Genomic DNA, 23,398 nt, shown 5'->3' with positions numbered 1-23,398 from the left:
TCGCCTAGCGCTATTTTACCGGTCGTCTTCGTCCGACACCGCCGGATTTGCAAGCCAAGAGCGAGCAATCGGGCGGTCCGGCCGCGGATTTCCGGCAATTCTACGACGGCGATATGGGAGGCGGGGCGAAGGGGATCAAGCCGCCTCGTCCAGTTCCTCCATCCAGCTACGGATCCGTGCCTGCACCGCGGCATGGTTCGAGCGTGCCTGTTGATAGTCGGCGAAGGTGCGCTCGGTCGTCTCCTGCCGGCAGCGTTCGGCAGCGGCATTTTCTGCCCGGCGGCAGGCCTGTTCGTCGACCAAGATCTGGATGACGCGCAGCAGATCGGTCTCGGCGGTTTCGCGGTCGGCCTCGCGCAGCCAGAAGCTGAAGGCGAGATCGGTCTCCTTGTTACGCCGAGCCATATCGACCAGCTGCCGGTCATTGGCGATCGTGTCGCTCAGCAGGCTTTCGCTCAGGTCGTTGCGATAGATGGCAAGGTCGATCAGGTGATTGCGCCAGCGCTGCAACTGCTGGTTCTTGATCGGCAACTGGGCGACCAGTTCACAGTGGCGGGTCAGCACGTCGACATGCTGCATCAGCCCCATCAGCACCGCGCGCTGGAAGGCGAAGACCAGATCGACTTCCTTGACATCGGCCGCCGCCGCCATGTCGTTGGCGACGATGCGCAGGCGGCGGTCCTTGGCACCGAACAGCGCGAAGAACTGATCCTTGAAGGTACGAAAATACTCGCGGCGAATGCCTTCATGGGTGATCGTACCGGCGAGGCGCGCCAGTTCGTGCTCGAACGCCGCGCGCTCGTCGGGGCCGGCGCCGGGGGGCAGCGTCGCCAGCTCCAGCCGCCACAGGAAATCGGACAGCGATTCGCGGCGGGCAAGCAGGTCTTCGAACGCTTGCGGTCCCTCCGCACGCACCAGATCGTCAGGGTCCATGCCGTCGGGAATGGTGACGATCGAAATGCTTTTGCCCGGTTGCAGCAGCGGCAGCGCGCGTTCTGCCGCGCGCCGCGCCGCCTTGATCCCGGCCGCGTCGCCGTCGAAGCACAGGATCGGGCAGTCGGCCATCCGCCACAGCCGTTCGAGCTGATGCTCGGTCAGCGCGGTGCCGAGCGGGGCAACGACCTCATCGAAACCGGCCTGGGCCAGGGCGATGACGTCCATATAGCCCTCGACCGCGATCACCCGCTTGGCCTTCCGCGCGGCGGCCTGTGCCCGGTCGATATTGTAGAGGGTGCGCCCCTTGTCGAAGAGCGGGGTTTCGGGCGAGTTCAGATATTTCGGCTCGCCATCGCCGAGGATGCGCCCGCCGAACGCGATCGTCCGCCCGCGTGCGTCGCGGATCGGGATCATCAGCCGTCCGCGGAAGCGGTCGTACGGCTCCTTGCCCTCGACCGAAATCAGCATCCCCGATTCGACCAGCATCGGATCGCCATAGGATGCCAGCGCTGCCTTCAACCGGCCGCGCGCATCGGGGGCATAGCCCATGCCGAACGCGCGCGCCGTCTCGGGCTTGATGCCGCGCTTGACGAGCGCGTCGCGGGCAATGCCGCCTTCGTCGCCGAGGCGATCGGCGAACCAGCTTTGTGCGTCGGCCATCAACTCATGCAGGCCTTTGGCGCGCTCCGCCGCCTTCGCCGACCGCGCATCCTGCGCGGGCATCTCCATGCCGGCGGCGGCGGCCAGTTCCTTCACCGCGTCGATGAAGGGCAGGCCGCGCTGATCGGTCATCCAGCGGATCGCATCGCCATGCGCGCCGCAGCCGAAACAGTGGTAGAAGCCCTTGTCATCATTGACCCAAAAGCTCGGCGTCTTCTCGGTATGGAACGGGCAGCAGGCCTTGTGCTCGTTGCCCGAGCGCTGAAGCTTCACCGATTTGCCGACCAGCGCCGACAGCGTCGTGCGGGTGCGCAACTCGTCAAGGAACTGGGGCGATAGGGTCATGGCTCTTTATGCCCCGAACGGAACGGGTACGGCAACGCTTAACTCAGCGCCCCTTTCACCGCCGCGCTCGCCTTGCTCATGTCGAGTTCGCTGCCGTGGCGCGACTTCAATTCGGCCATGACGCGGCCCATGTCCTTCATGCCGGTAGCGCCCAGATCGGCCTTGATCGCCTCGATCGCTGCTGCCGTCTGTGCTTCGTCCATCTGCTGTGGCAAAAAGCGTTCGATGACGGTCACTTCGCGCGCTTCGCCAGCGGCGAGTTCGGGGCGGTTGCCCTTTTCGTACATCTCGATCGATTCGCGGCGCTGCTTGACCATTTTCTGGAGCACTTCGACGACCAGCGCGTCGTCGCTGTCGGGAGCCTTGCCGGTGCGCGCCTCGATATCGCGGTTCTTGATCGCCGACTGGATCAGGCGGATCGTGGCCGTCGTCTCCTTGTCGCCGCCCTTCATGGCGGTGACGAGGGCGTCCTTGATGGTGTCGCGAATCATGGCGGTTCCAGTGTCTCTCATTCGGATAAGCGATCACGCATAGCCGCAATCGATCCGCGATCACAGGATTGACGGGGCGGGACGTTGGGACTAGCCGCCACCGCTTAGCGACATCATCAGACAAACCCAGGAGTGCCCGCCCATCATGGCCGACGCCAAGCCATTCGCCATGCCCGAAGGAGCCACCGGGGTTCTCGTCCTTGCCAATGGCGACGTGCTGTGGGGCCGTGGCTTCGGCGCGGAGGGCGCTGCGGTCGGCGAGGTGTGCTTCCACACCGCGATGACCGGGTACCAGGAGATCATGACCGATCCGTCCTTTGCCGGGCAGATCATCACCTTCACTTTTCCGCACATCGGCAATGTCGGCACCAACGTCGACGACGTCGAGGCGAACGACCCGCACGCGCTGGGCATGATTGTTCGCGAGGATGTGACGGCGCCGTCGAATTTCCGGTCGAATGAACATCTTGATGCCTGGATGGCGCGGCACAACCGGATCGGGCTGGCCGGCATCGATACGCGGGCGCTGACCCGGCGCATCCGGCAGGGCGGGGCGCCCAACGGGGTGATCGCGCATTCGGCGGCGGGCGAGTTCGACATTCCGGCGCTGCTGGCACAGGCGCAGGCTTGGCCGGGGCTGGAGGGCATGGACCTTGCCAAGACGGTGTCGTGCGAGACGCATTATGGCTGGGCCGGCGGGGCGTGGCATCTGGGCAAGGGCTATGACGACAGCACGCACGCGGAAGGTGGCGAAGGTGCCACGCAAAGCACATCGCGTCCGCATGTCGTTGCGATCGATTATGGCAGCAAACGCAATATCTTCCGCAACCTTGTTCACGCTGGTGCTGAAGTAACCGTGCTACCGGCCACCGCGACCTATGAAGAGGTGATGGCAGCGAACCCCGATGGCATTTTCCTGTCGAACGGTCCGGGCGATCCGGCGGCGACGGGGGAATATGCGGTGCCGGTGATCCGCCGACTGCTGGAGACCGGCAAGCCGTTGTTCGGCATCTGTCTGGGGCACCAGCTGCTCGGCCTCGCGGTGGGCGCGACCACGACCAAGATGCATCAGGGCCATCGCGGCGCGAACCATCCGGTCAAGCGCCTGTCCGACGGCGCGGTCGAGATCACCAGCATGAACCACGGCTTTGCGGTCGAGCGCGACAGCCTGCCCGCCAACGTCCGCGAGACGCATGTGTCGCTGTTCGACGGATCGAATGCCGGCATCGAAGTGGACGGTGGTCGCGCGTTTTCGGTCCAGTATCATCCAGAGGCTTCGCCCGGGCCGCAGGACAGCTTCTATCTGTTCGAGCGGTTTGTCGGGATGATGAAGAGCTAACGGATGCTCGACTTAGTGCGCTTCAGGATCAGACCCGAATGCCTCGCATCCGCCTTGGCGGATTTTGGCAGCGTTGGCGTCGAACCTGACAGCGTAGAAGCGCGACCCGATGGTGACGTCGCCGTCGAGTTCCACAATCTGACTGATGAATACGCAGCCCTGTTGGTCCGCGTATTCAAACCTGAATATTCCGCGATCATTGGCGTGATCGGCGGGCCGCTGTTCGAGGACTAATCATGCCAAAACGCACCGACATTTCGTCCATCCTCGTCATCGGCGCGGGGCCGATCGTCATCGGCCAGGCTTGCGAGTTCGATTATTCGGGCGTGCAGGCGATCAAGGCGTTGAAGGAGGAGGGCTATCGCATCGTCCTTGTCAATTCCAACCCCGCGACGATCATGACCGACCCCGAACTGGCCGACGCGACCTATGTCGAGCCGATCACCCCGGCGGTCGTCGCCAAGATCATCGAGAAGGAACGCCCCGATGCGGTGCTGCCGACGATGGGCGGACAGACCGCGCTGAACACTGCGCTGGCGCTGGCGAATGACGGTACGCTCGAAAAGTTCGGCGTGCAGATGATCGGCGCCGATGCCGAGGCGATCGACAAGGCCGAGGACCGTCAGAAGTTCAAGGTCGCGATGGAGAAGATCGGCCTCGAATCCGCGCGCAGCCATATCGCGCATAGTGAGGCGGAGGCGCTGGCCGGGCTGGAGCATGTCGGGTTGCCCGCGATCATCCGCCCGTCGTTCACGCTGGGCGGGACCGGCGGCGGCGTCGCCTATAACCGCGACGAATTTTTGCGCATTGTCCGCGAGGGACTGGACGCGTCGCCGACCACCGAAGTGCTGATCGAGGAATCGCTGCTCGGCTGGAAGGAATATGAGATGGAGGTGGTCCGCGATCGTGCGGACAACGCCATCATCGTGTGTTCGATCGAGAATATCGACCCGATGGGCGTGCACACCGGGGATTCGATCACCGTCGCCCCGGCGCTGACGCTTACCGACAAGGAATACCAGATCATGCGCAACGCATCGATCGCGGTCCTGCGGGAAATCGGTGTCGAAACAGGGGGTTCGAACGTACAGTTCGCGGTCAATCCGAAGGACGGCCGCCTGATCGTGATCGAGATGAACCCGCGCGTGTCGCGCTCATCCGCGCTGGCGTCGAAGGCGACCGGCTTCCCGATCGCCAAGGTCGCCGCCAAGCTGGCGGTCGGCTATACGCTCGACGAGATCACCAACGACATCACCGGTGCGACGCCGGCATCGTTCGAACCGACGATTGACTATGTCGTCACCAAGATCCCGCGCTTCGCCTTCGAAAAGTTCAAGGGATCGCAGGCGGTGCTATCGACGGCGATGAAGTCGGTCGGCGAAGTCATGGCGATCGGCCGCAATATCCATGAATCGATGCAGAAGGCGCTGCGCGGGCTGGAGACCGGGCTGTCGGGCTTCAACAGCGTCGAGCGGCTGGCGGGTGCACCGCGTGCGGAGATCGAGGCGGCACTGGCCGTCGCGACCCCCGACCGGTTGCTGGTCGCGGCACAGGCGCTGCGCGAAGGCTTCACCGTCGCCGAAGTGCACGCCATCGCCAAATACGACCCGTGGTTCCTCGAACGCATGGCGGAAATCGTCGCGGCGGAAACCGAAGTTTGCACCAACGGCCTGCCGCAGGACGCGGCGGGCATGCGTCGCCTGAAGGCGATGGGCTTTTCGGACAAGCGTCTGGCGTGGCTGGCGCTGCAATCGGCCAATCTGCGCGGCATGGAACGCGGCATCGCGCGCGGGTCGGGCCTGATCCACGAGGTCGTCAAGATGATGACCGGCGGCGTGACCGAGGACGAGGTGCGTCAACATCGGCACAAGCTGGGTGTACGGCCGGTGTTCAAGCGCATCGACACCTGCGCCGCCGAGTTCGAGGCGAAGACGCCATACATGTACTCGACCTACGAAGCGCCGACCTTCGGCGAGCCGGAGGATGAGAGCCAGCCGTCTGCCGCCAGGAAGATCGTCATTCTGGGCGGTGGGCCGAACCGGATCGGGCAGGGGATCGAGTTCGACTATTGCTGCTGCCATGCCTGCTTCGCGCTGAGCGATGCCGGCTATGAAACGATCATGGTCAACTGCAACCCGGAAACGGTGTCGACCGATTACGACACGTCGGACCGACTGTATTTCGAACCGCTTACCGCCGAGGACGTGCTGGAAATCCTGCATGTCGAAGCGTCGAAGGGCGAATTGGTCGGGGTGATCGTGCAGTTTGGCGGGCAGACGCCGCTGAACCTCGCCCGCGCGCTAGAGGCCGCCGGTATCCCGATCCTGGGCACCACGCCGGATTCGATCGATCTGGCCGAGGACCGCGAGCGCTTCGCCGATCTGGTCACCTCGCTGGGTCTGCTCCAGCCGGCCAATGGACTGGCGCGCAGCCGCGACGAGGCGGCGGTGATCGCCGATCGGATCGGCTATCCGGTGCTGATGCGGCCGAGCTATGTGCTGGGCGGGCGGGCGATGGAGATCGTCGATTCGCTCGGGCAGCTCGACGACTATATCCAGACTGCGGTGCAGGTATCGGGGGACTCGCCGGTCCTGATCGACCAGTATCTGCGCGACGCGATCGAGGTCGATGTCGATGCGATCGCCGATGGCGACGATGTGGTCGTCGCGGGCGTGTTGCAGCATATCGAGGAAGCGGGCGTCCATTCGGGCGACAGCGCGTGTTCGATGCCGCCCTATTCCTTGGGTGCCGATACCATCGCCGAGATCGAGCGGCAGACGGTGGCGCTGGCCAAGGCGCTGAACGTCAAGGGGCTGATGAACATCCAGTTCGCGGTCAAGGACGGCAAGGTCTATCTGATCGAGGTCAATCCGCGCGCCAGCCGCACGGTGCCGTTCGTCGCCAAGGCGATCGGGACGCCGGTCGCCAAGATCGCAGCCCGGGTGATGGCGGGCGAGAAGCTGGCCAACCTGCCGGTCATCGATCGCGACATCGATCATGTCGCGGTCAAGGAAGCGGTCTTCCCGTGGGGACGCTTCCCCGGCGTCGATCCGGTCCTGTCACCGGAAATGAAGTCGACCGGCGAAGTTATGGGAATCGACGGTGATTTCGCCACCGCCTTTGCCAAGGCGCAGATGGGTGCCAACATCGTCCTGCCCAACAGCGGCACGGTGTTCGTGTCGGTCAAGTCGAGCGACAAGCCGGTGATCCTGCCAGGCGTGCAGTTGCTGGTCGAGCTGGGCTTCAGGATCGTCGCGACCAGCGGGACGGCCGATTACCTCGCCGAGAACGGCGTGCCGGTGGAACGGGTGAACAAGGTGGCGCAGGGTCGTCCGCATATCGTCGACAAGATTTTCGACGGCGATATCGCGATGATCTTCAACACCACCGAAGGGTGGCAGTCGCTGAAGGATTCGGAATCGATCCGCGCGTCGGCCCAGTCGCAGAAGGTGCCGTATTTCACTACGGCGCCCGCCAGCGTCGCGGTGGCGCAGGCCATTCAGGCGCTGGGTGCCCGGTCCCTTGAAGTGCGGCCGTTGCAGTCCTATTATTCGCAATCGCACAACTGATCCCCATCAGCGGAATGTTGCGCGCGGACGGGCAGGGAGGCCCGTCCGTGTGGCGGGGGTAATGACAAAAGGGACGCGCGCGCGATGGCGACGGTCGAAAAGATGCCGATGTTGCAAGAGGGCTATGATCGCCTGACGGCGCACCTCAAGCAACTGAAGGTCGAACGGCCGCAGATCATCGACGCGATCGAGGAAGCGCGCGCGCATGGCGACCTGTCCGAAAACGCCGAATATCATGCGGCGAAGGAGCGGCAGGGCCAGATCGAGGCGTCGATCGCCGATATCGAGGACAAGCTGAGCCGCGCGCAGGTCATCGATCCCAAGGATCTGTCGGGTGACAAGGTCGTGTTCGGCGCGACCGTCACGCTGCTCGACGAGGATGACAAGGCGGTCACCTATCAGATCGTCGGCCAGACCGAGGCGGATGCCAAGTCGGGCCGCATCTCGTATAATTCGCCAATGGGCCGCGCGCTGATCGGGCGCAAGGTCGACGACGATGTCGAAGTGACGGTGCCGTCGGGCGACCGTTACTACCAGATCTCGAAGATCGAGTTCATCTAGACCCCGATGTTCGAACGGCGTCCCTCGCCGTCGATCTTGGTGATCGGCGGGTTGATCGCGTGCGTCAGCGCGTGGCTGATCCTGACCGGCGGTGTGTGGAGCGCGGCGATCGCGGCGGGCTTTGTACCGCTGCGCATGACCAGCAATGTCGCGTCGATCGAGGGGTTTGCGCCGTTCGTCCCGGTGTGGCTGACGCCGGTCACCGCCGCGTTCATTCATGACGGGTGGCTGCATCTGGGCTTCAACCTGCTGACGCTCGCGATCGTGGGCACGCCGATGCAGCGCGCAGTGGGCTTGCGCGGGGTGTTGGTGCTGTTGCTGGTCGGGGCTTATGCGTCGGTCGCCGCGCAGTGGCTGGCGGGGCCGACTTCGCCCGCGCCGATGATCGGGGCGAGCGGGGCGATCTCGGCATTGATCGGCGCCTATGCGCTGCTGTTCGGCGGGGGCAAGGCGAAGGCGATCGGGCCGGTGCCGGCGCATGTCGTCCATGCGGTGTGGCTGGGGGTGAGCTGGACGCTGCTCAACCTGGTTGTCGGCTGGGCGAGCGCGGGGAGCGAGATGCCGATCGCCGGGGCGGCCCATGCCGGCGGGTTCGTTGCCGGAATGCTGTTGCTGCGGCCGCTGTTGCGGTGGCGTTGGGGGCGGCGGGTGGAAGCTGGCAGCCCCAACTGAGTCATTTGCCTCCTTCCCTCAACCTCCCCGTTCGCTTCGAGCGGAGGTTCGAGCCTGTCGAGAACCGTAGTCGAGAAGGGGTTGCCCCACGAGAGGCGTTCTCGACGGACGCTTCTCGACAAGCTCGAAGCTGCTCGAACCGAACGGGGTGGGGAAGGCTGCCTGGGACGGGCAAGGGCAGCCGTCCGGAACGGAGTGAGGGGGCGTCCGGGTGTGCGGGCGCCTTACGCCCCCGGCAGTTCCGGCTCGAGCAGGCGGTGCAGGTGCACCACCACATATTTCATCTCGGCATCGTCGACGGTCCGCTGCGCCGCGGCGCGCCATGCCTTTTCGGCGCTGGCATAGTCGCCGAAGATGCCGACGACGTCGATCGCCTTCAGGTCGGCGAAGTCGAGCGTGCGCGGATCGGAGACGCGGCCGCCGAAGACGAGGTGGAGTTTGCTCATGATCGTTCCCGCAGTGCAAAAAAGTTACGCCCAGCCCGCATAGCGGACCGGGCGTACCCTTCAAGCCATAAACTGGCAGCGATCAGCGCTTGACCGCAGCCTTGCCGCTGTCGGCGGCGGCCTGCACGACGGTGCTGAACGCCGAGCGCAGCTGTTCCTTGGCGCCGTCCTTGCTGGGCAGTGCGGCGGTCAGCTGTTCCTTGCCGACGTCGCGTGCGGTCGCGGCGGCGGCGGCGGCGGCGGCGGCCAGCTTCTTGCCGAGCGGGGCGAGGGTCTTGGTCTCCTGCGCGGTGCGCGGCAGCAGCGCACCGAGCACGGCACCGAGCGCCAAGCCGCCGGCGAGGACGGCGAGCGGGTTGGTTTCGATCGTTTCCGACCCGCGCTGTGCGGCTTCGTGCGCCGCTTCCGAGGCGCGCTTGGCGGCGTCGTGCGCGGCGTCGCTGGTCGCGTGGGCGGCGGTCGACGCCTTTTCCTTCAGCGTGTCGATCGTGCCCGTGGTTTCGTGCGGGGCGGTCTTGAGTTCGCTCATGATGTCATTCCTTGTTCGGGACGGGCGGGGGCGGGGCGATGGGGGCCGGGGGCGGCGGTGGCGCCTTGCGGAACAGGCGGGCGATGCGCTTGCGGGCAAGTAGCGCGACGATACCGGTGGCGATGCCCGCCGCGACGCCAGGACGCTCCATCACGACGGCGACACCGTCCTCCGCCTTGTCGCGCAGGTCGTGGGCGACGTTCGAGGCGATGGTCGAAGGCGACAGGCGATGTTTCGCCTCGGCGAGGCTGGCCTGCAACCGGGCGCGCTTGAGCAGCGCGTCGGCGCGGGCGGCGGCGAGGGTCGGCGGGATCATCAGCTGTCTCCCAGTGGCGCGACGACGCGCTTGAAGCTCGACAGCGCGACCTTGGCGAGGATCGCCGCGATCACGAGTGCGATGACGACGACCAGCAGTGTCGCCCAGCCCGGTCCCATGATCGGGCGCAGCGACAGGATCGCCCCAACCAGCAGCGCGGTGACCGCCGACAGCGCGATGACCACCGCACCGACCGCGAGACCGGCGGCGATGCCGGCCTGCGATCCGCGCGTGCCTGCGACCGTCTTCCATAGCGTCACCTCGGCCCGGGCATAGGCCTTCGCATCCTCGACGACGCGACTGACGACCGTTCCCAGCCCCTCGTCCCCCATGATCGGGGTCAGCCCTTGACCACGGGGGTGGTGTCGGCGTCAGTGCCCGCCTTGACGACGCGGGCCAGTACGAAGCCGAGCGCAGCGGCAGTGCCGATCGCGATCGCCGGGCTCTTGCGCACGAAATCGCTGACGTCGGCGATCAGATCCTCGACTTCCTTGCCGCGCAGGCTGTCCGAGAAGCCCGAAATCGCCTGCGCCGCCGAACGGGCATATTGGCCGTACTGTTCGCCGAGCTTTTCGTCGACGGTGCCGGCGGCGTCTTCCATCAGCTTCGAGAATTCATCAAGCGCACCGGTCGCCCGCGCCTTGCCCTCGTCCGCCAGGCCGCGCGCCTTTTCGGTCGCCTTGGTGGTCAGCTTCGACGCTTCGTCCTTCAGCGTCTGCTTGGCGCCGGCGGTCGAACTCGCTTCCGAATCGAACGAAGTCGTTGCAGCGGGGGTGAATTCGACCGTCCCGCCGGTGGTCGGCGTGATGTCGGCATTGAAGTCGACAGCGGTGTCGTTGGTGGTCGGCGAGCCGCCGGTCCGATTGAAGTCGGTCATAACGAATCCTTTCTTCGTTTCGGGACGATAACCATGCGGCCATGGTCGGGTTCCGCGTCACGCACAGGATTTGCGAGCGGCGGGACGAATGGATAGAGGGACCGCGACCACGCCGTACCCACGGGCATAGAAGGAGTCGTTACGTGACCGCAATCATTCAGGTGCATGGCCGCCAGATCCTCGACAGCCGCGGCAACCCGACCGTTGAGGTCGACGTGCTGCTGGAGGATGGCAGCTTCGGCCGTGCCGCGGTCCCGTCGGGCGCGTCGACCGGTGCGCACGAAGCCGTCGAAAAGCGCGATGGCGACAAGAGCATGTATCTGGGGAAGGGCGTGCTGGCCGCTGTCGAGGCGGTGAACGGCGATATCGCCGAAGCGGTGCTGGGCATGGATGCCGAGGACCAGAGCGACATTGACAACGCGATGATCCAGCTAGACGGCACCGACAATAAGGGCCGGCTGGGCGCGAACGCGATCCTGGGCGTCAGCCTTGCGGTGGCGAAGGCGGCGGCGGATGCGCGCGGGCTGCCGCTGTATCGCTATGTCGGCGGTGTGTCGGCGCACCTGCTGCCGGTGCCGATGATGAACATCATCAACGGCGGCGAACATGCCGACAATCCGATCGACTTCCAGGAATTCATGGTGATGCCGGTCGGTGCCGACAGCATCGCCGAAGCGGTCCGCTGCGGTTCGGAAATCTTCCACACGCTGAAGAAGGGCCTGTCGGAGAAGGGCCTCGCGACTTCGGTCGGCGACGAAGGCGGCTTCGCGCCGGCGCTCAGCAGCACGATCGATGCGCTCGACTTCATCATGCAGAGCATCGAACGCGCCGGCTACAAGCCGGGCGAGGACGTGATGCTGGCGCTCGATTGCGCGGCGACCGAATTCTTCAAGGGCGGCCGGTATGAGATGGTCGGTGAGGGCAAGTCGCTGTCGCCGCACGAAATGGCCGATTACCTCGCGGATCTCGCCGCGCGCTATCCGATCCTGTCGATCGAGGACGGCATGTCGGAGGATGATTTCGAAGGTTGGAAGGCGCTGACCGATAAGATCGGCAACAAGGTCCAGCTGGTCGGTGACGATCTGTTCGTGACCAATCCGAAGCGGTTGGCCATGGGTCTGGAACAGGGCCTTGCCAACTCGCTGCTGGTGAAGGTCAACCAGATCGGCACGCTGAGCGAGACGCTGGAGGCGGTGAACCTGGCGCAGCGCAACCGCTACACCGCGGTCATGTCGCACCGTTCGGGCGAGACCGAGGACGCGACGATCGCCGACCTGGCGGTCGCGACCAACTGCGGCCAGATCAAGACCGGGTCGCTGGCGCGGTCGGACCGGCTTGCCAAGTACAATCAGCTGATCCGGATCGAGGAAGAGCTGGCAGGTGCCGCGCGCTATGCGGGGCGTTCGATCCTGCGTTGATCGAGTAGCGGATCGGGAAGGGGGCGTCGGTGCGAACCGGCGCCCTTTTTCGTTGGTGGCGGCGGATAGGGCTGATTTGGTGACGTCACGCAGGCCGTGCTTGTACTCAGGCGATTGTTCCGGAATGTTATTTTCGAACGTTGCTTGATTCTCGGCAGCTGCGAGGGGACGGAATGTTGGTCGGACACCTGTTGCGTACCGGTCTACTGGCCCTCACCCTATCGGCGGCAGCCGTTCGATCGGGAGCGCAGGAAGCGGCCGCCCCGTCGCCTACGGCTACCACTAGTCAGCCGGAGATACTGGTCACCGCCCCGCCCCCCCCGGATGAAAAGCAGGTCCGTCGGCTGGTACGCGCTATCACGCCCAACGTCGCGCGGGAAAATCCGATGGCGCGGTTCACCGAACCGGTATGCTTCGCAACGGCCGGCCTGCCGCGTGCGACGCTGATCCCGTTGAGCAACCGGATGGTACGGACTGCGCAGGCGGCGGGTATCCGGCTTGGCGGCGAAAAATGCCGCGCGAACGTACTGGTGATGTTCGTCGATGACGGCAAAGCGGAGGTCGAACGGCTGGCCAAGCACAGCCCGTGGATTTTCAGCGGCATCGACCGCAGCAAAATCGCCGGCCTACTTGATGAACCAGGGCCGATCCATGTCTGGAGCACGACCGAGATTCGCAGCCGGGACGGCGATCGGATGTATAATGGTCCCGAATATAATGGACTGCCGCAACTGAATATTCAGCTGTCGTCCTTCATCGTCCTGCCGATCAGGGAGGATATTTTGTTCTCCGTCCTGCTCATCGATCGCAAGGCGGCGATTGGGCGGAACGTCAATCAGATTGCCGATTACGCAGCGATGCGAACGCTGACGATGATACGGGCCAAGGGTGCAGCGGGTGTCAACTCGATCCTGGCCCTGTTCGATCCCGAACCCGCCACGCCGCCGCTGGAAATGACGGATTTCGACCATGGCTATCTGAAGACGCTCTACACCGGACAAGGCAATCAGCGATCGACAGTGAAGGTGCGGCAGATCGGCCGGGCGATCCTACAGGCGCAGGCACCGGCCCCCTGACGGACTGCTAAAACAACCGCCCGCCATCCGGCACGCGGTGGTCCGGCGCGAACAATACCACCGCCCCCGCATCATCGGGAAAGCCGAGCGTCAGCACCTCCGACACGAACTTGCCGATCTGGCGCGACGGGAAGTTGACGACCGCCGCGACCTGGCGCCCGACCAACCCCTCGCAAGCATAATGTTCGGTGATCTGCGCGCTCGAGCGTTTGCGGCCGATGACCGGGCCGAAATCGATGACCAGCTTGATCGCGGGCTTGCGCGCCTCTGGATAGGGTTCGGCGGCGACGATCGTGCCGACGCGGATGTCGACCTTCAGAAAGGTGTCGAAATCGATCGGGTCGCTGAGCGTCGCGGGGTCGTGCAGCAGGTGCATATCGGCTCCTCGGGGGCGGCAGGTGGCTTGCGTGGACGGCGGGTATAAACGACATACGCGCGATGTCGCGTGCCTCGCCACTTCGTCAGATGCTGAAACGTGCCGGATGGCCGGCGCTGGTGATCCTCGTCATCGGCTTCTTTGCCTATCATGCAGTCCTGGGGCCGAACGGGGTGCTGGCGTATCGCGACTATCAGCGCAAGCTGGCGGTGCGGAAGGCGCAATATGCCTGTCTGGAGAAGGTGCGCGCCGATCTGCGCAACCGGGTCGAACTGCTCGATCCGCGCCATGCCGATCCCGACATGGTCGACGAACTCGTCCGGCGAAAGCTGAACGTCGCGCATCCGGACGAATTCATCGTGCCGATCGGCGGCGAGGCGGCGGCGCGGACGCGGTGCGGAATCCGCATCGACGACTGATTCCGGACCGGAACGGGCGGGTTCGGTTGCGCGGGGACGCAAATCGCGTCATAGGCGCGGCTCCTACCCATCCTTTCAGGAACGAGGCATCCGAACCGTGGCAAAAGCACCGGCGCAAGGCCGCACCAGCGAACCCGTCATTCCCAATCGCGAACGGCCGGGTGAGCCAAAGCGGTACGAGGCGTCGAAAGAGGAATTGCTCTCCTTCTACAAGGAGATGCTGCTCATCCGTCGTTTCGAGGAGAAGGCGGGGCAATTGTACGGCCTCGGCCTGATCGGTGGTTTCTGCCACCTGTATATCGGTCAGGAAGCCGTCGCCGTCGGGTTGCAGTCGGCGCTCGAATCCGGCAAGGATTCGGTCATCACCGGGTACCGCGACCATGGTCACATGCTGGCGTACGGCATCGATCCCAAGGTCATCATGGCCGAGCTGACCGGACGCGAAGCCGGCATCAGCCGCGGCAAGGGCGGGTCGATGCACATGTTCTCGACCGAGCATAAATTCTATGGCGGTCACGGCATCGTCGGCGCGCAGGTGTCGCTGGGCGCGGGTCTCGCGTTCGGGCACAAATACGCGAACGACGGCGGCGTCTGCATGGCCTATTTCGGCGACGGCGCCGCGAACCAGGGCCAAGTGTACGAATCGTTCAACATGGCCGAGCTGTGGAAGCTCCCGATCATCTTCGTGATCGAGAACAACCAGTATGCCATGGGGACCAGCGTCAATCGCGCATCGTCGGAAGACCAGTTGTACAAGCGCGGCGAAAGCTTCCGCATTCCGGGCATCCAGGTCGATGGCATGGACGTGCTGGCGTGCCGCGGCGCTGCCGAGGAAGCGCTGGCATGGGTGCGTGCGGGCAAGGGGCCGATCATCCTCGAGATGAAGACCTATCGCTATCGTGGTCACTCCATGTCCGACCCGGCCAAGTATCGCAGCCGCGACGAAGTGCAGGCGGTCCGCGACAAGTCCGACCCGATCGAGGGGCTGAAGCGGGAGCTGGAAGCGGCCGGCGTCACCGAAGCCGATCTGAAGACGATCGAGCAGGACATCCGCAAGGTCGTCAACGAAGCCGCCGACTTTGCCGAAAGCGCGCCCGAACCGAACCCGGAAGAACTGTACACCGACGTGCTGGTGGAGACTTACTGAGATGCCGATCGAACTGAAGATGCCGGCGCTGTCGCCCACGATGGAAGAAGGCACGCTGGCCAAGTGGCTCGTCAAGGAAGGCGACACGGTCAAGTCGGGCGACATCATGGCCGAGATCGAGACCGACAAGGCGACGATGGAATTCGAAGCCGTCGATGAAGGCACGATCGCGCAGATCGTCGTCGCCGAAGGTACCGACAATGTGAAGGTCGGCGCGGTCATCGCGATCCTCGCCGCCGAAGGCGAAGATGTCGACGCGGCCAAGTCGTCGCAGCCGACCGAGGCACGCGCCGGCGATGCCGCCGCCGCCACGCCGAAGGCCGAAGAGAAGAACGACGACAAGGCGCCGCCGACGCCCGAGGGCACGTCGCAGCAGCACGCCGAAACCGGCGCGCGCCAGCTGTTCGACGCAGCCGACCAGGAAGGCGAGACCGCGCCTGAGATCCCGGAAGGGACCGAGATGGTCAAGACCACGGTCCGCGACGCGCTGCGCGATGCGATGGCCGAGGAGATGCGCGCCGACGACCGCGTGTTCGTGATGGGCGAGGAAGTCGCCGAATATCAGGGCGCGTACAAGGTTACGCAGGGCCTGCTCGCCGAATTCGGCGACCGTCGCGTCATCGACACGCCGATCACGGAATATGGCTTTGCCGGCATCGGTACCGGTGCGGCGATGGGCGGTCTGCGCCCGGTCATCGAATTCATGACGTTCAACTTCGCCATGCAGGCGATCGACCACATCATCAATTCGGCGGCGAAGACCAACTATATGTCGGGCGGCCAGATGCGCTGTCCGATCGTGTTCCGTGGTCCCAATGGTGCGGCGAGCCGCGTCGGTGCACAGCACTCGCAGAACTATGGCCCGTGGTATGCCAGCGTCCCCGGGCTGATCGTGATCGCGCCCTATGACGCGGCCGATGCGAAGGGCCTGCTGAAGGCGGCGATCCGCTCGACCGATCCGGTCGTCTTCCTCGAAAACGAACTGATGTACGGCCGGTCGTTCGACGTGCCCAAGCTCGACGATTTCGTCCTGCCGATCGGCAAGGCGCGCATCATGAAGCCGGGCAAGGACGTGACGATCGTCAGCTATTCGATCGGTGTCGGCATTGCGCTCGAAGCCGCCGAGAAGCTGGCCGGTGAAGGCGTCGACGCGGAAGTGATCGACCTGCGCACGCTGCGCCCGCTCGATACCAAGACGGTGCTCAAGTCGCTGAAGAAGACCAACCGGCTGGTCGTGGTCGAGGAAGGTTGGCCGACCTGCTCGATCGCGTCGGAAATCGCCGCGGTGGTGATGGAGCAGGGCTTCGACGACCTCGACGCCCCGGTGCTGCGCGTCACCAACGAGGACGTGCCGCTGCCCTATGCCGCCAACCTCGAAAAGCTGGCGCTCATCACCAGCGACAAGGTGGTGGAAGCGGTGAAGAAGGTTACTTACAAGAACTGATCCCGAACCGGCCCCGTCACGTCGCGCTATAGGCATCGCAATAATAGCGCGGCGCGGCGGGTTCCGGATTGTAGATCTGATCGAAATTACGGCGATCGCGGATAACGAACGCCGCCGTCGCGTGGATGCGCGCCGACCCGCCGGGTAGCCAGGCGGTACCGACGATCGGCCGATATTCGTAATTCACCTCGATATACATGACGCCCGACCCGACCGGCGACTGGACCTTGGGATCCTGATCGCCCATCCCGTTCGGCATGTTCACTCCGCCGTTCCACCAGTTCGTGCCGATGCCGTCGTCACGGTCCATCGTGCCATAGGTCCGGTCGTAACTGGAATCGTAATCCGGGCCGCGCATCAATCCGATGCAGCGTTGCCAGTGTAGATATTGCACCCCTTTCCAACCCTGTTCGAGGCTGGAAATGGTGACCCGTCCGCGGGTGGTCAGGTCGATCCGTTCGCCCTGCAACCGGGTGGCGGTAAGCACGTCGTTGATGTCGATCTCACGCAACTGCTTGATGCTGTCGCTGTTCATGTCGCCGACGCGCGAGGCGTTGTCGGCAAGGTTCTGTGCGATCTGATGGACGCGCATGTTCGTCAGCGCGAGATTGGCGGTCTCGACGGCGTAAAGGCCGACGGCGAGGACAAGGGGCAAACCGAGCGCGAATTCGAGTAGCGCCACGCCGCGTCGATCGCGACAGCTCCTCTCGATGGCGCGGAAGGCGTTGGTGGTCATCGTCATGGCAGGCAGACCCGCTGGACCGCAGGCGTGTTCTGCCGCTTGTACGGCTGGTTCTTGAGCAGCGTGGAAGACTCTATTTCCTGCGTGGCGGGCAGGCCGAGTAGCGTCATGACCGGGAATGGCCGCGTATAGACGACGCGCACCGTATAGCGGGTCACGTCTTCGGCGCCGCCCTGACCGGTGCGGGCGGGGTTTCGGTCATACTGGCCGTTGCCGTTAATGTCGTCGAAACATTCCTGCGCGTCGAGCATGCCATTGCCGTTCGTATCATAGATCGGTTCTGGCTTGATCAGCGCGAACGCCGCATAGTTTTCGCGGTACGAGTTGAATGTGGCGTCCTTCGCGATCATGCCGATCGCCGCCTTCACCTGATCGTCGATGGCGCTCTGATCGGTCGCGCTGCTTTCCAGCGTCGAATCGCGTCCCGCCTTCTGCACCGCACCGTCGAGAATAGCCTGGACATAGGGCCGGTAGAGGAGGTCGCCGATCCCCATCACCAACAGCATCAGAACCGGAGCGAGAATCGCGAATTCGATCACGGTCGTACCGCGCCGATCGCTGCCGATGCCGGACAGGACCCGCGCGGTCATCGCGAAATCCGCAGCATGGCGACCGCCTTCGCAATCTTCTTGAACGCTTCCGAAAGACCGCTGCCCGACGTCGTCGCCATCGCCTGATCCGGGGAGGAGGCACAGCGCTGCAATTCGTCGATAATGCTGGTGCCGAGCGCGACCGTCCAGACGTCGATCCCCATCGCCTTCGCCTTGTCGCACAATGCGCTGAAGCGGGCATTGTGGTAGAATGTCAGGTCGCTGTCGCCATTGGCGACGCGTCGGTCCCATGCCTCCATGCCGTACAGGCCATAGGTTCGGTCGCTCGGTTCCATCTCGCCATCGGTCATGAAGACGACGACCTGTTTGGGAGCGTTGCGATTGCCCTGCTTGGCGTTGTCGCTGGCGAAGATGCCATCGCGCGCGAGCAACCGGGTTGCCCACAGCATGCCGATATCATGTTCGGTACTGCCATAGGGTGCGAAGTCCGCATCGTTGACATAGGTCTTGACCTGATCGCGGTCCATTTCCTTCAGCCGCTGTACCGGCTTCACGCATCCCGACCAGTACATCCACTGCACGTCGCCACCGTTGCCGGCTGCCGTGATCGAACCGAGAGAGGGACTGCCGTTCCTGAAGCGTTGGTAGGTGACGTCCGGCCAGAATGGGACCCAGCGTTGCTGGCCCGACGGCTTAAGACTGGGGTTCATGCCGGGCGGGAGGTTGTTGATGTCGAATTGGCGCCAGCCCGACGCACTATTGTCAGTTTCCTCGATACATCCGAGCCAGGCGTCGTTCGCCTGTTCGACGCGGCTCGGGTTCCTGACCGACGCCTTGTTGACGAAATCGCTGATATCGACTGCGCGCCGTTCATAAGTCCAAACGGGATCGATGTTGATGGTCGTGACCCGACACTGTTGGCCGTCGTTCGACCATATTATCTCGCGCCGAACGGCATAGCCGTTCCGGTCGAATTCCAGCCGATTGCCCGGATCACGTCCGGTCCGAACCCGTTCGCAGTCGCGGCGCGTCAGGGTTCTGCTTTGTCTGGAGCCATCCTGTTCATTGACCAGAACGCGGGTTTGATACGATGCGGTGTCGCTTCTACCGCCGCTGCCGAAGAGATAGTCGGGCGACATGGCCCGGATCGCCGCCCCGGCGTTGACAGTGCTGGCATAGGGTACGAACCCGTACCGCACCCGTGTCGTCGGCTGCTTGGCGGTGTTCATAGTGTCGTAGAAGTCGACGACGGCGGTTCGCAACGCCGCGATCCGGGAGTCCGAGAATTCGTCGATGCTGACGGCTGTGCCGCCGGCGTAGCCGGGGGTGATGTCCGCGGTATTGCTGCCGGGACGGGTATACTCACGCCCGTACATACGACGGTTGCGGCATGTCGCCGCGCTGTCACTTGCCGGGCAGGCCATCGAACCGGTCGTATCGAGAACGAACATGACGTCGGTGTCGGCAATATCGAAACGTGCCTCGCACGAAACCGTCAACGTCACGTCGGGCGCGGCGAACATGCGCATGACCGACATCGGCACTGTCACGGTGGCATCACCAGCGACGCGGTTCTGTTCGGTGCGTCGCGGCGTGAAGTCGACATTGGTGATGCCGAGCCAGCCATCGGCGATGTTGTTCGCGAAAAACGCCCTGGCCTGCGTGGTGGCGGTTTCGCCCAGTTCGGTGTTGCTGTCCTCGTCCATGAACTTGCGGCCGGCCAGCACGCCGGAGTCGCACGCCTGTTGCAGACGGTTCTTAACCATGTAGACACGCGCCGTATCGACGGCCGATCCGCCAAGCGCCGTGATCGGAATGAGCGCGATCGCCATCATCGCCAGCGTATTGCCGCCGCGATTGCGTGCCAAGCGCTGCAGAAAGCTGATCGGGCACGATGCGTGCCGTCGTCCATTCATCGTATTTCGCCCGTCCCGCCTGCGACGCCAGACCATATTTTCCGTCACTGCATGGCAGGTCGGGGTTGACGCTCGGTTAAGACTTGGCTGGGACGACACGCATGCATCCCGATCCCGAACGCAGCCTCGCGCTGGCCTATGCCCCCGACGACGGACGGCGCGCAGCGCTGTCGGCGCTGCTCGCGCTCGATGCGGCGCTGGCCGATGTCGTGCGGACCACGACCCAACCCGCGATCGGGCAGATCCGGCTGGCATGGTGGCGCGAGCAACTGGCGAAGCTCGACCAAGCGCCGCCGCCGGCGATGCCGGTGCTGACCGGGCTGGCGGAGCAGGTGCTGCCGCGCGGCGTGACCGGCGCCGTGCTGGCGAAGGTGGTCGAGGGGTGGGAGGTGCTGATCGAGGAGGAAACGCTCGATCGCGATGCGCTGCACCGGTTCGGTGCGGAGCGGGGCGGGCAGTTGTTTGCGCTGGCCGCCGCGATCCTAGGCGGTGATGCCGGGCGGGCGGCGACGCTGGGGCAAGGATGGGCGCTTGCCGATCTGACCCGGCATCTCGACGACCCGAGCGTTGCGTCGGCGGCGGGCGGCCTGGCACGTGCGGCACTGGCGACGCCGTTGCGCGGGGTTGCCCGGTCGCTCGGCCTGATGGCGCTGTCGGCGCGGCTCGATCTGGCACAGGTCGCGCTCGGCGGGCCGAAGCGCGCGGCGCGGCTCGCCTGGTTCGGGCTTGCCGGGCGATAGGGGCTGGCCGATACAGACGGCTGGCAGCGGGGAGTTGAGCGATGTGGCGGTTCCTGGCGGGGGTGGGCTCGGCACTGGCGCTGGTCGCGGCCGGGCTGTTCCTGTTTCGTGGCGATGCCGCCACCGAGCCGCTGCCGCCGCCGCCCGCGCCGCCCGCGCCGGCCGCTGCCGCGCAGACCGCCCGGGCGGAGCTGCCCGAACCGCCCGCTGCCACCACGCGGACGCGCGAGCAGAAGCGGTTCGACCGCTATGACAAGGATCGCGACGGCCGCATCACCCGCGAAGAATATCTGGCGTCACGGCGCAAGGCCTATGCGAAGCTCGACACCAATGGCGACGGGCGGCTGAGCTTCGACGAATGGGCGGCCAAGACGACGGGCAAGTTCGCGACCGCCGACAAGGGCCGCGACGGGACGCTCGATGCCGCCGAGTTCGCGACGACCGCGGTAAAGCGCAAACCGGCGAAGCGCGTCGATTGTCCGCCGGCTCCAGCATCCCCCGAAGAAAGTTGACGTTCACGTCAACGTAAACTAGCGTAGTGGCTATGATAGCTGCCGCCGCCCGCCTTTCCGAGTCGTCCGGCGAAACCGATCGCTTCTCGATCACCGACCTGTGCGGCGAGTTCGGGGTCACCGCCCGCGCGCTGCGCTTTTATGAGGACGAGGGGCTGATCGCGCCCGAACGGCGGGGCCTCGCCCGCATTTATTCGCAGCGCGACCGGGCCAGGCTGGCATGGATTTTGCGTGGCAAGCGGGTCGGCTTCAGCCTGGCCGACATTCGCGAGATGATCGACCTGTACGATATCGGCGACGGTCGCGTCGTGCAGCGGCAGGTCACCGTCCAGAAATGCCGCGACCGGATCGCGCTGCTCGAAAACCAGCGGCGCGACATCGACGCCGCGATCGCCGAACTCAGCGACTTCGTGTCGACCATCGAAGCGCTACCACAACAGACCGCCCCGTCAGAGGGCGCATCGCCGGAGAAGGATTGACCCGATGCCCAGCTATACCCCGCCGGTCCGCGACACCCGCTTCATCCTCGACCATGTGCTGAAGATCGGCGACCATGCCGACCTGCCCGGTTTCGCCAACGCGACGCCCGACACGGTCGAGGCGGTGCTGGAAGAGGGTGGGCGCTTCGTCGCCGAGGTGCTGTTTCCGCTGAATGCATCGGGCGACCAGCAGGGCTGTACCCGCCACGCCGATGGCAGCGTGACGACGCCCGACGGGTTCAAGGACGCGTATCGCCAGTTCGTCGAATCCGGCTGGGGCACATTGTCGGCGCCGGAGCAGTTCGGCGGGCAGGCGATGCCGCATGTCGTCGCGACCGCGTTCGAGGAATATCTGATCTCCGCCAACATGGCGTTCGCCATGTATCCGGGGCTGACGCACGGCGCGATCGCCGCGCTGCTGGTGAAGGGTTCGCCGGAACAGCAGGCGATGTACGTGCCCAAAATGGTGTCGGGCGAGTGGGGCGGCACCATGAACCTGACCGAGCCGCAATGCGGCACCGACCTCGGCCTCATCAAGACGCGCGCGGTGCCGAACGACGACGGGTCGTGGGCGATCACCGGGACCAAGATCTTCATCTCGTCGGGCGAGCACGACCTGACCGACAACATCATCCACCTCGTTCTTGCCAAGACGCCGGGCGCGCCGGAAAGCTCGAAGGGGATTTCGCTGTTCGTCGTGCCGAAGTTCCTGGTGAACGACGACGGTTCGCTGGGCGCGCGCAATCCGGTCACCTGCGGCTCGATCGAACACAAGATGGGCATCCACGCCAATTCGACCTGTGTCATGAACTATGACGGGGCGAAGGGCTGGCTGGTCGGCGAGGAGATGAAGGGGTTGGCGGCCATGTTCATCATGATGAACGCGGCGCGCCTCGGCGTCGGGTTGCAGGGGCTGGGCGTGGCCGAGACCGCGTATCAGAATGCGGTGATCTATGCCGGCGACCGGCGGCAGGGGCGCGCGCTGACCGGTCCTGCGCAGCCGGAAGAAAAGGCCGATACGCTGTTCGTCCATCCCGATGTCCGCCGCATGCTGATGGAGGGTAAGGCGCTGACCGAGGGCTTGCGCGCTCTGTGCCTGTGGGGCGCGTTGCAGGTCGATCTGGCGCATATGAGCGAGGATGCGGCGACGCGCGAACTGGCCGACGATCTGGTGTCACTGCTGACCCCGGTCATCAAGGGCTACGGCACCGACAAGGGCTATGACGTCGCGACCAATGCGCAACAGGTCTATGGCGGGCATGGCTACATCGCCGAATGGGGCATGGAGCAATATGTTCGCGATGCCCGGATCGCGATGATCTATGAAGGCACCAATGGCGTGCAGGCGATGGATCTGGTCGGGCGCAAGCTGGCGCAAAATGGCGGCCGGGCGATCCAGCATTTCTTCCGCATCGTCGGCGAGGAGATTGCGACCGCCAAGGGTGCGGACGCGACGCGCGATTTTGCCGAGCGGCTGGAGCGGGGACTGAAGGACCTGCAGGCGGCGACGATGTGGTTCATGGGCAACGGGATGCAGAACCCGAACCATGTCGGTGCCGGCGCGCATTCGTACATGCACATCATGGGCATCGTCGCGACGGGCCTGATGTGGCTGCGGATGCTAACCGCTGCCGAGGCGCTGGCGGTGTCGGGCGAGGGCGATCCGAGCTTCGTCGAGGGCAAACGGGTGACCGCGCGCTTCTATGCCGAGCGGATCATTCCGGACACCGGCGCGCTGCGGCGCAAGATCGAGGGCGGGGCCGATGCGGTGATGGCGCTCGACCCGGCGCTGTTCGCGCGAGGATAGGGTTCGACGCCATCGAACCTACACCCCGGA

General features: G+C 64.8%; 25 protein-coding genes. 14 read left to right on the top strand and 11 right to left on the bottom strand.

Translation table 11 applies throughout. From position 1 onward, the window contains the following. Positions 1–135: 135 nt before the first annotated feature. Both dnaG and ACTHQV_RS07010 read right to left on the bottom strand, forming a co-directional pair. Complete coding sequence (gene dnaG / locus ACTHQV_RS07015) at positions 136–1,941, bottom strand: DNA primase (RefSeq protein WP_440489147.1); 1,806 nt, start codon at positions 1,939–1,941, stop codon at positions 136–138. Between the two features lie 38 nt (positions 1,942–1,979). After that, entirely contained in the window at positions 1,980–2,432 is a 453-nt protein-coding gene (locus tag ACTHQV_RS07010) for a GatB/YqeY domain-containing protein (RefSeq protein WP_440489146.1), read from the bottom strand. A 145-nt stretch (positions 2,433–2,577) separates the two neighbouring features. On the opposite strand from ACTHQV_RS07010, the gene carA reads away from it, so the two are divergent. The 5 genes from carA to ACTHQV_RS06985 all read left to right on the top strand — a co-directional run bounded on the left by carA (position 2,578) and on the right by ACTHQV_RS06985 (position 8,573). Further along, complete coding sequence (carA, locus tag ACTHQV_RS07005; protein WP_440489144.1) at positions 2,578–3,771, top strand: glutamine-hydrolyzing carbamoyl-phosphate synthase small subunit; 1,194 nt, start codon at positions 2,578–2,580, stop codon at positions 3,769–3,771. A 3-nt stretch (positions 3,772–3,774) separates the two neighbouring features. After that, complete coding sequence (locus tag ACTHQV_RS07000) at positions 3,775–4,005, top strand: hypothetical protein (RefSeq protein ID WP_440489143.1); 231 nt, start codon at positions 3,775–3,777, stop codon at positions 4,003–4,005. Positions 4,006–4,007: 2 nt separating this feature from the next. Further along, positions 4,008–7,340, top strand: coding sequence for a carbamoyl-phosphate synthase large subunit (gene carB, locus ACTHQV_RS06995; RefSeq protein ID WP_440489141.1), 3,333 nt, complete (start codon positions 4,008–4,010; stop codon positions 7,338–7,340). An 84-nt stretch (positions 7,341–7,424) separates the two neighbouring features. Then, positions 7,425–7,901 carry a transcription elongation factor GreA gene (gene greA, locus ACTHQV_RS06990; protein ID WP_242115654.1) on the top strand — a complete coding sequence of 159 codons (477 nt, stop codon included), beginning with the start codon at positions 7,425–7,427 and terminating at the stop codon, positions 7,899–7,901. A gap of 6 nt (positions 7,902–7,907) precedes the next feature. Beyond that, positions 7,908–8,573 carry a rhomboid family intramembrane serine protease gene (locus ACTHQV_RS06985; RefSeq protein WP_440489139.1) on the top strand — a complete coding sequence of 222 codons (666 nt, stop codon included), beginning with the start codon at positions 7,908–7,910 and terminating at the stop codon, positions 8,571–8,573. Positions 8,574–8,797: 224 nt separating this feature from the next. Here the strand turns inward: ACTHQV_RS06985 and ACTHQV_RS06980 are convergent, their stop codons facing one another. From ACTHQV_RS06980 to ACTHQV_RS06960, 5 genes are all read right to left on the bottom strand, one after another. Then, positions 8,798–9,019: a DUF4170 domain-containing protein gene (locus ACTHQV_RS06980; protein ID WP_440489137.1), complete on the bottom strand. Its 222-nt coding sequence runs from the start codon at positions 9,017–9,019 to the stop codon at positions 8,798–8,800. 82 nt (positions 9,020–9,101) lie between these two features. After that, positions 9,102–9,548: a hypothetical protein gene (locus ACTHQV_RS06975; protein WP_440489136.1), complete on the bottom strand. Its 447-nt coding sequence runs from the start codon at positions 9,546–9,548 to the stop codon at positions 9,102–9,104. A 4-nt stretch (positions 9,549–9,552) separates the two neighbouring features. Continuing rightward, positions 9,553–9,864, bottom strand: coding sequence for a hypothetical protein (locus tag ACTHQV_RS06970; protein ID WP_440489134.1), 312 nt, complete (start codon positions 9,862–9,864; stop codon positions 9,553–9,555). Then, positions 9,864–10,196, bottom strand: coding sequence for a phage holin family protein (locus tag ACTHQV_RS06965; protein WP_440489133.1), 333 nt, complete (start codon positions 10,194–10,196; stop codon positions 9,864–9,866). The genes ACTHQV_RS06970 and ACTHQV_RS06965 overlap by 1 nt, the downstream gene beginning before the upstream one ends. A gap of 8 nt (positions 10,197–10,204) precedes the next feature. Continuing rightward, positions 10,205–10,741, bottom strand: a complete 537-nt coding sequence (locus tag ACTHQV_RS06960) for a hypothetical protein (protein ID WP_440489132.1) — start codon at positions 10,739–10,741, stop codon at positions 10,205–10,207. 143 nt (positions 10,742–10,884) lie between these two features. Between ACTHQV_RS06960 and eno the strand changes: the two genes are divergently transcribed. Next, positions 10,885–12,159 (top strand): phosphopyruvate hydratase, encoded by a 1,275-nt coding sequence (gene eno / locus ACTHQV_RS06955; protein ID WP_440489131.1) that lies wholly within the window; start codon positions 10,885–10,887, stop codon positions 12,157–12,159. A 386-nt stretch (positions 12,160–12,545) separates the two neighbouring features. Further along, positions 12,546–13,235 (top strand): hypothetical protein, encoded by a 690-nt coding sequence (locus ACTHQV_RS06950; protein ID WP_440489129.1) that lies wholly within the window; start codon positions 12,546–12,548, stop codon positions 13,233–13,235. Between the two features lie 7 nt (positions 13,236–13,242). On the opposite strand, the gene ACTHQV_RS06945 is transcribed toward ACTHQV_RS06950, so the two are convergent. Further along, positions 13,243–13,611: a tRNA-binding protein gene (locus ACTHQV_RS06945; protein WP_440489127.1), complete on the bottom strand. Its 369-nt coding sequence runs from the start codon at positions 13,609–13,611 to the stop codon at positions 13,243–13,245. Positions 13,612–13,673: 62 nt separating this feature from the next. Between ACTHQV_RS06945 and ACTHQV_RS06940 the strand changes: the two genes are divergently transcribed. From ACTHQV_RS06940 to ACTHQV_RS06930, 3 genes are all read left to right on the top strand, one after another. Further along, positions 13,674–14,030, top strand: a complete 357-nt coding sequence (locus tag ACTHQV_RS06940) for an FtsB family cell division protein (RefSeq protein ID WP_440489126.1) — start codon at positions 13,674–13,676, stop codon at positions 14,028–14,030. A 97-nt stretch (positions 14,031–14,127) separates the two neighbouring features. Beyond that, a complete protein-coding gene (gene pdhA, locus ACTHQV_RS06935; protein ID WP_440489124.1) occupies positions 14,128–15,177 on the top strand; it encodes a pyruvate dehydrogenase (acetyl-transferring) E1 component subunit alpha in 1,050 nt (349 codons plus the stop codon). A gap of 1 nt (position 15,178) precedes the next feature. After that, the gene (locus tag ACTHQV_RS06930) at positions 15,179–16,621 is read left to right on the top strand and encodes a pyruvate dehydrogenase complex E1 component subunit beta (RefSeq protein WP_440489123.1); all 1,443 of its coding nucleotides are present in this window, start codon (positions 15,179–15,181) and stop codon (positions 16,619–16,621) included. 16 nt (positions 16,622–16,637) lie between these two features. Here ACTHQV_RS06930 and ACTHQV_RS06925 read toward each other — a convergent pair whose 3' ends face one another. From ACTHQV_RS06925 to ACTHQV_RS06915, 3 genes are read right to left on the bottom strand one after another with little or no spacing between them, the layout of a single operon-like run. After that, a complete protein-coding gene (locus tag ACTHQV_RS06925) occupies positions 16,638–17,303 on the bottom strand; it encodes a TadE family protein (RefSeq protein ID WP_440489121.1) in 666 nt (221 codons plus the stop codon). 56 nt (positions 17,304–17,359) lie between these two features. Continuing rightward, a complete protein-coding gene (locus ACTHQV_RS06920; RefSeq protein WP_440489120.1) occupies positions 17,360–17,953 on the bottom strand; it encodes a TadE/TadG family type IV pilus assembly protein in 594 nt (197 codons plus the stop codon). Then, positions 17,950–19,782: a TadE/TadG family type IV pilus assembly protein gene (locus tag ACTHQV_RS06915; protein ID WP_440489118.1), complete on the bottom strand. Its 1,833-nt coding sequence runs from the start codon at positions 19,780–19,782 to the stop codon at positions 17,950–17,952. The genes ACTHQV_RS06920 and ACTHQV_RS06915 overlap by 4 nt, the downstream gene beginning before the upstream one ends. Before the next feature lie 149 nt (positions 19,783–19,931). Between ACTHQV_RS06915 and ACTHQV_RS06910 the strand changes: the two genes are divergently transcribed. Genes ACTHQV_RS06910 through ACTHQV_RS06895 form a run of 4 tightly spaced genes read left to right on the top strand, consistent with a single transcriptional unit; the run spans position 19,932 to position 23,368 of the window. Continuing rightward, on the top strand, positions 19,932–20,570 hold the full coding sequence (locus ACTHQV_RS06910; RefSeq protein WP_440489116.1) for a squalene/phytoene synthase family protein: 639 nt from the start codon (positions 19,932–19,934) through the stop codon (positions 20,568–20,570). A gap of 41 nt (positions 20,571–20,611) precedes the next feature. Next, the gene (locus tag ACTHQV_RS06905) at positions 20,612–21,082 is read left to right on the top strand and encodes an EF-hand domain-containing protein (protein WP_440489115.1); all 471 of its coding nucleotides are present in this window, start codon (positions 20,612–20,614) and stop codon (positions 21,080–21,082) included. A 32-nt stretch (positions 21,083–21,114) separates the two neighbouring features. Further along, entirely contained in the window at positions 21,115–21,561 is a 447-nt protein-coding gene (locus tag ACTHQV_RS06900) for a MerR family transcriptional regulator (RefSeq protein ID WP_440489405.1), read from the top strand. 4 nt (positions 21,562–21,565) lie between these two features. After that, positions 21,566–23,368 (top strand): acyl-CoA dehydrogenase C-terminal domain-containing protein, encoded by a 1,803-nt coding sequence (locus ACTHQV_RS06895; RefSeq protein ID WP_440489113.1) that lies wholly within the window; start codon positions 21,566–21,568, stop codon positions 23,366–23,368. Positions 23,369–23,398: the final 30 nt, after the last annotated feature.

Origin of the sequence: Sphingomonas sp. SAFR-052, from assembly GCF_051965015.1 — a bacterium.
In the GTDB taxonomy this organism is placed as follows: Bacteria; Pseudomonadota; Alphaproteobacteria; order Sphingomonadales; family Sphingomonadaceae; genus Sphingomonas.
Note: the sequence above shows the minus strand (reverse complement) of the source record. Positions and strands in the feature narration are given on the sequence as shown.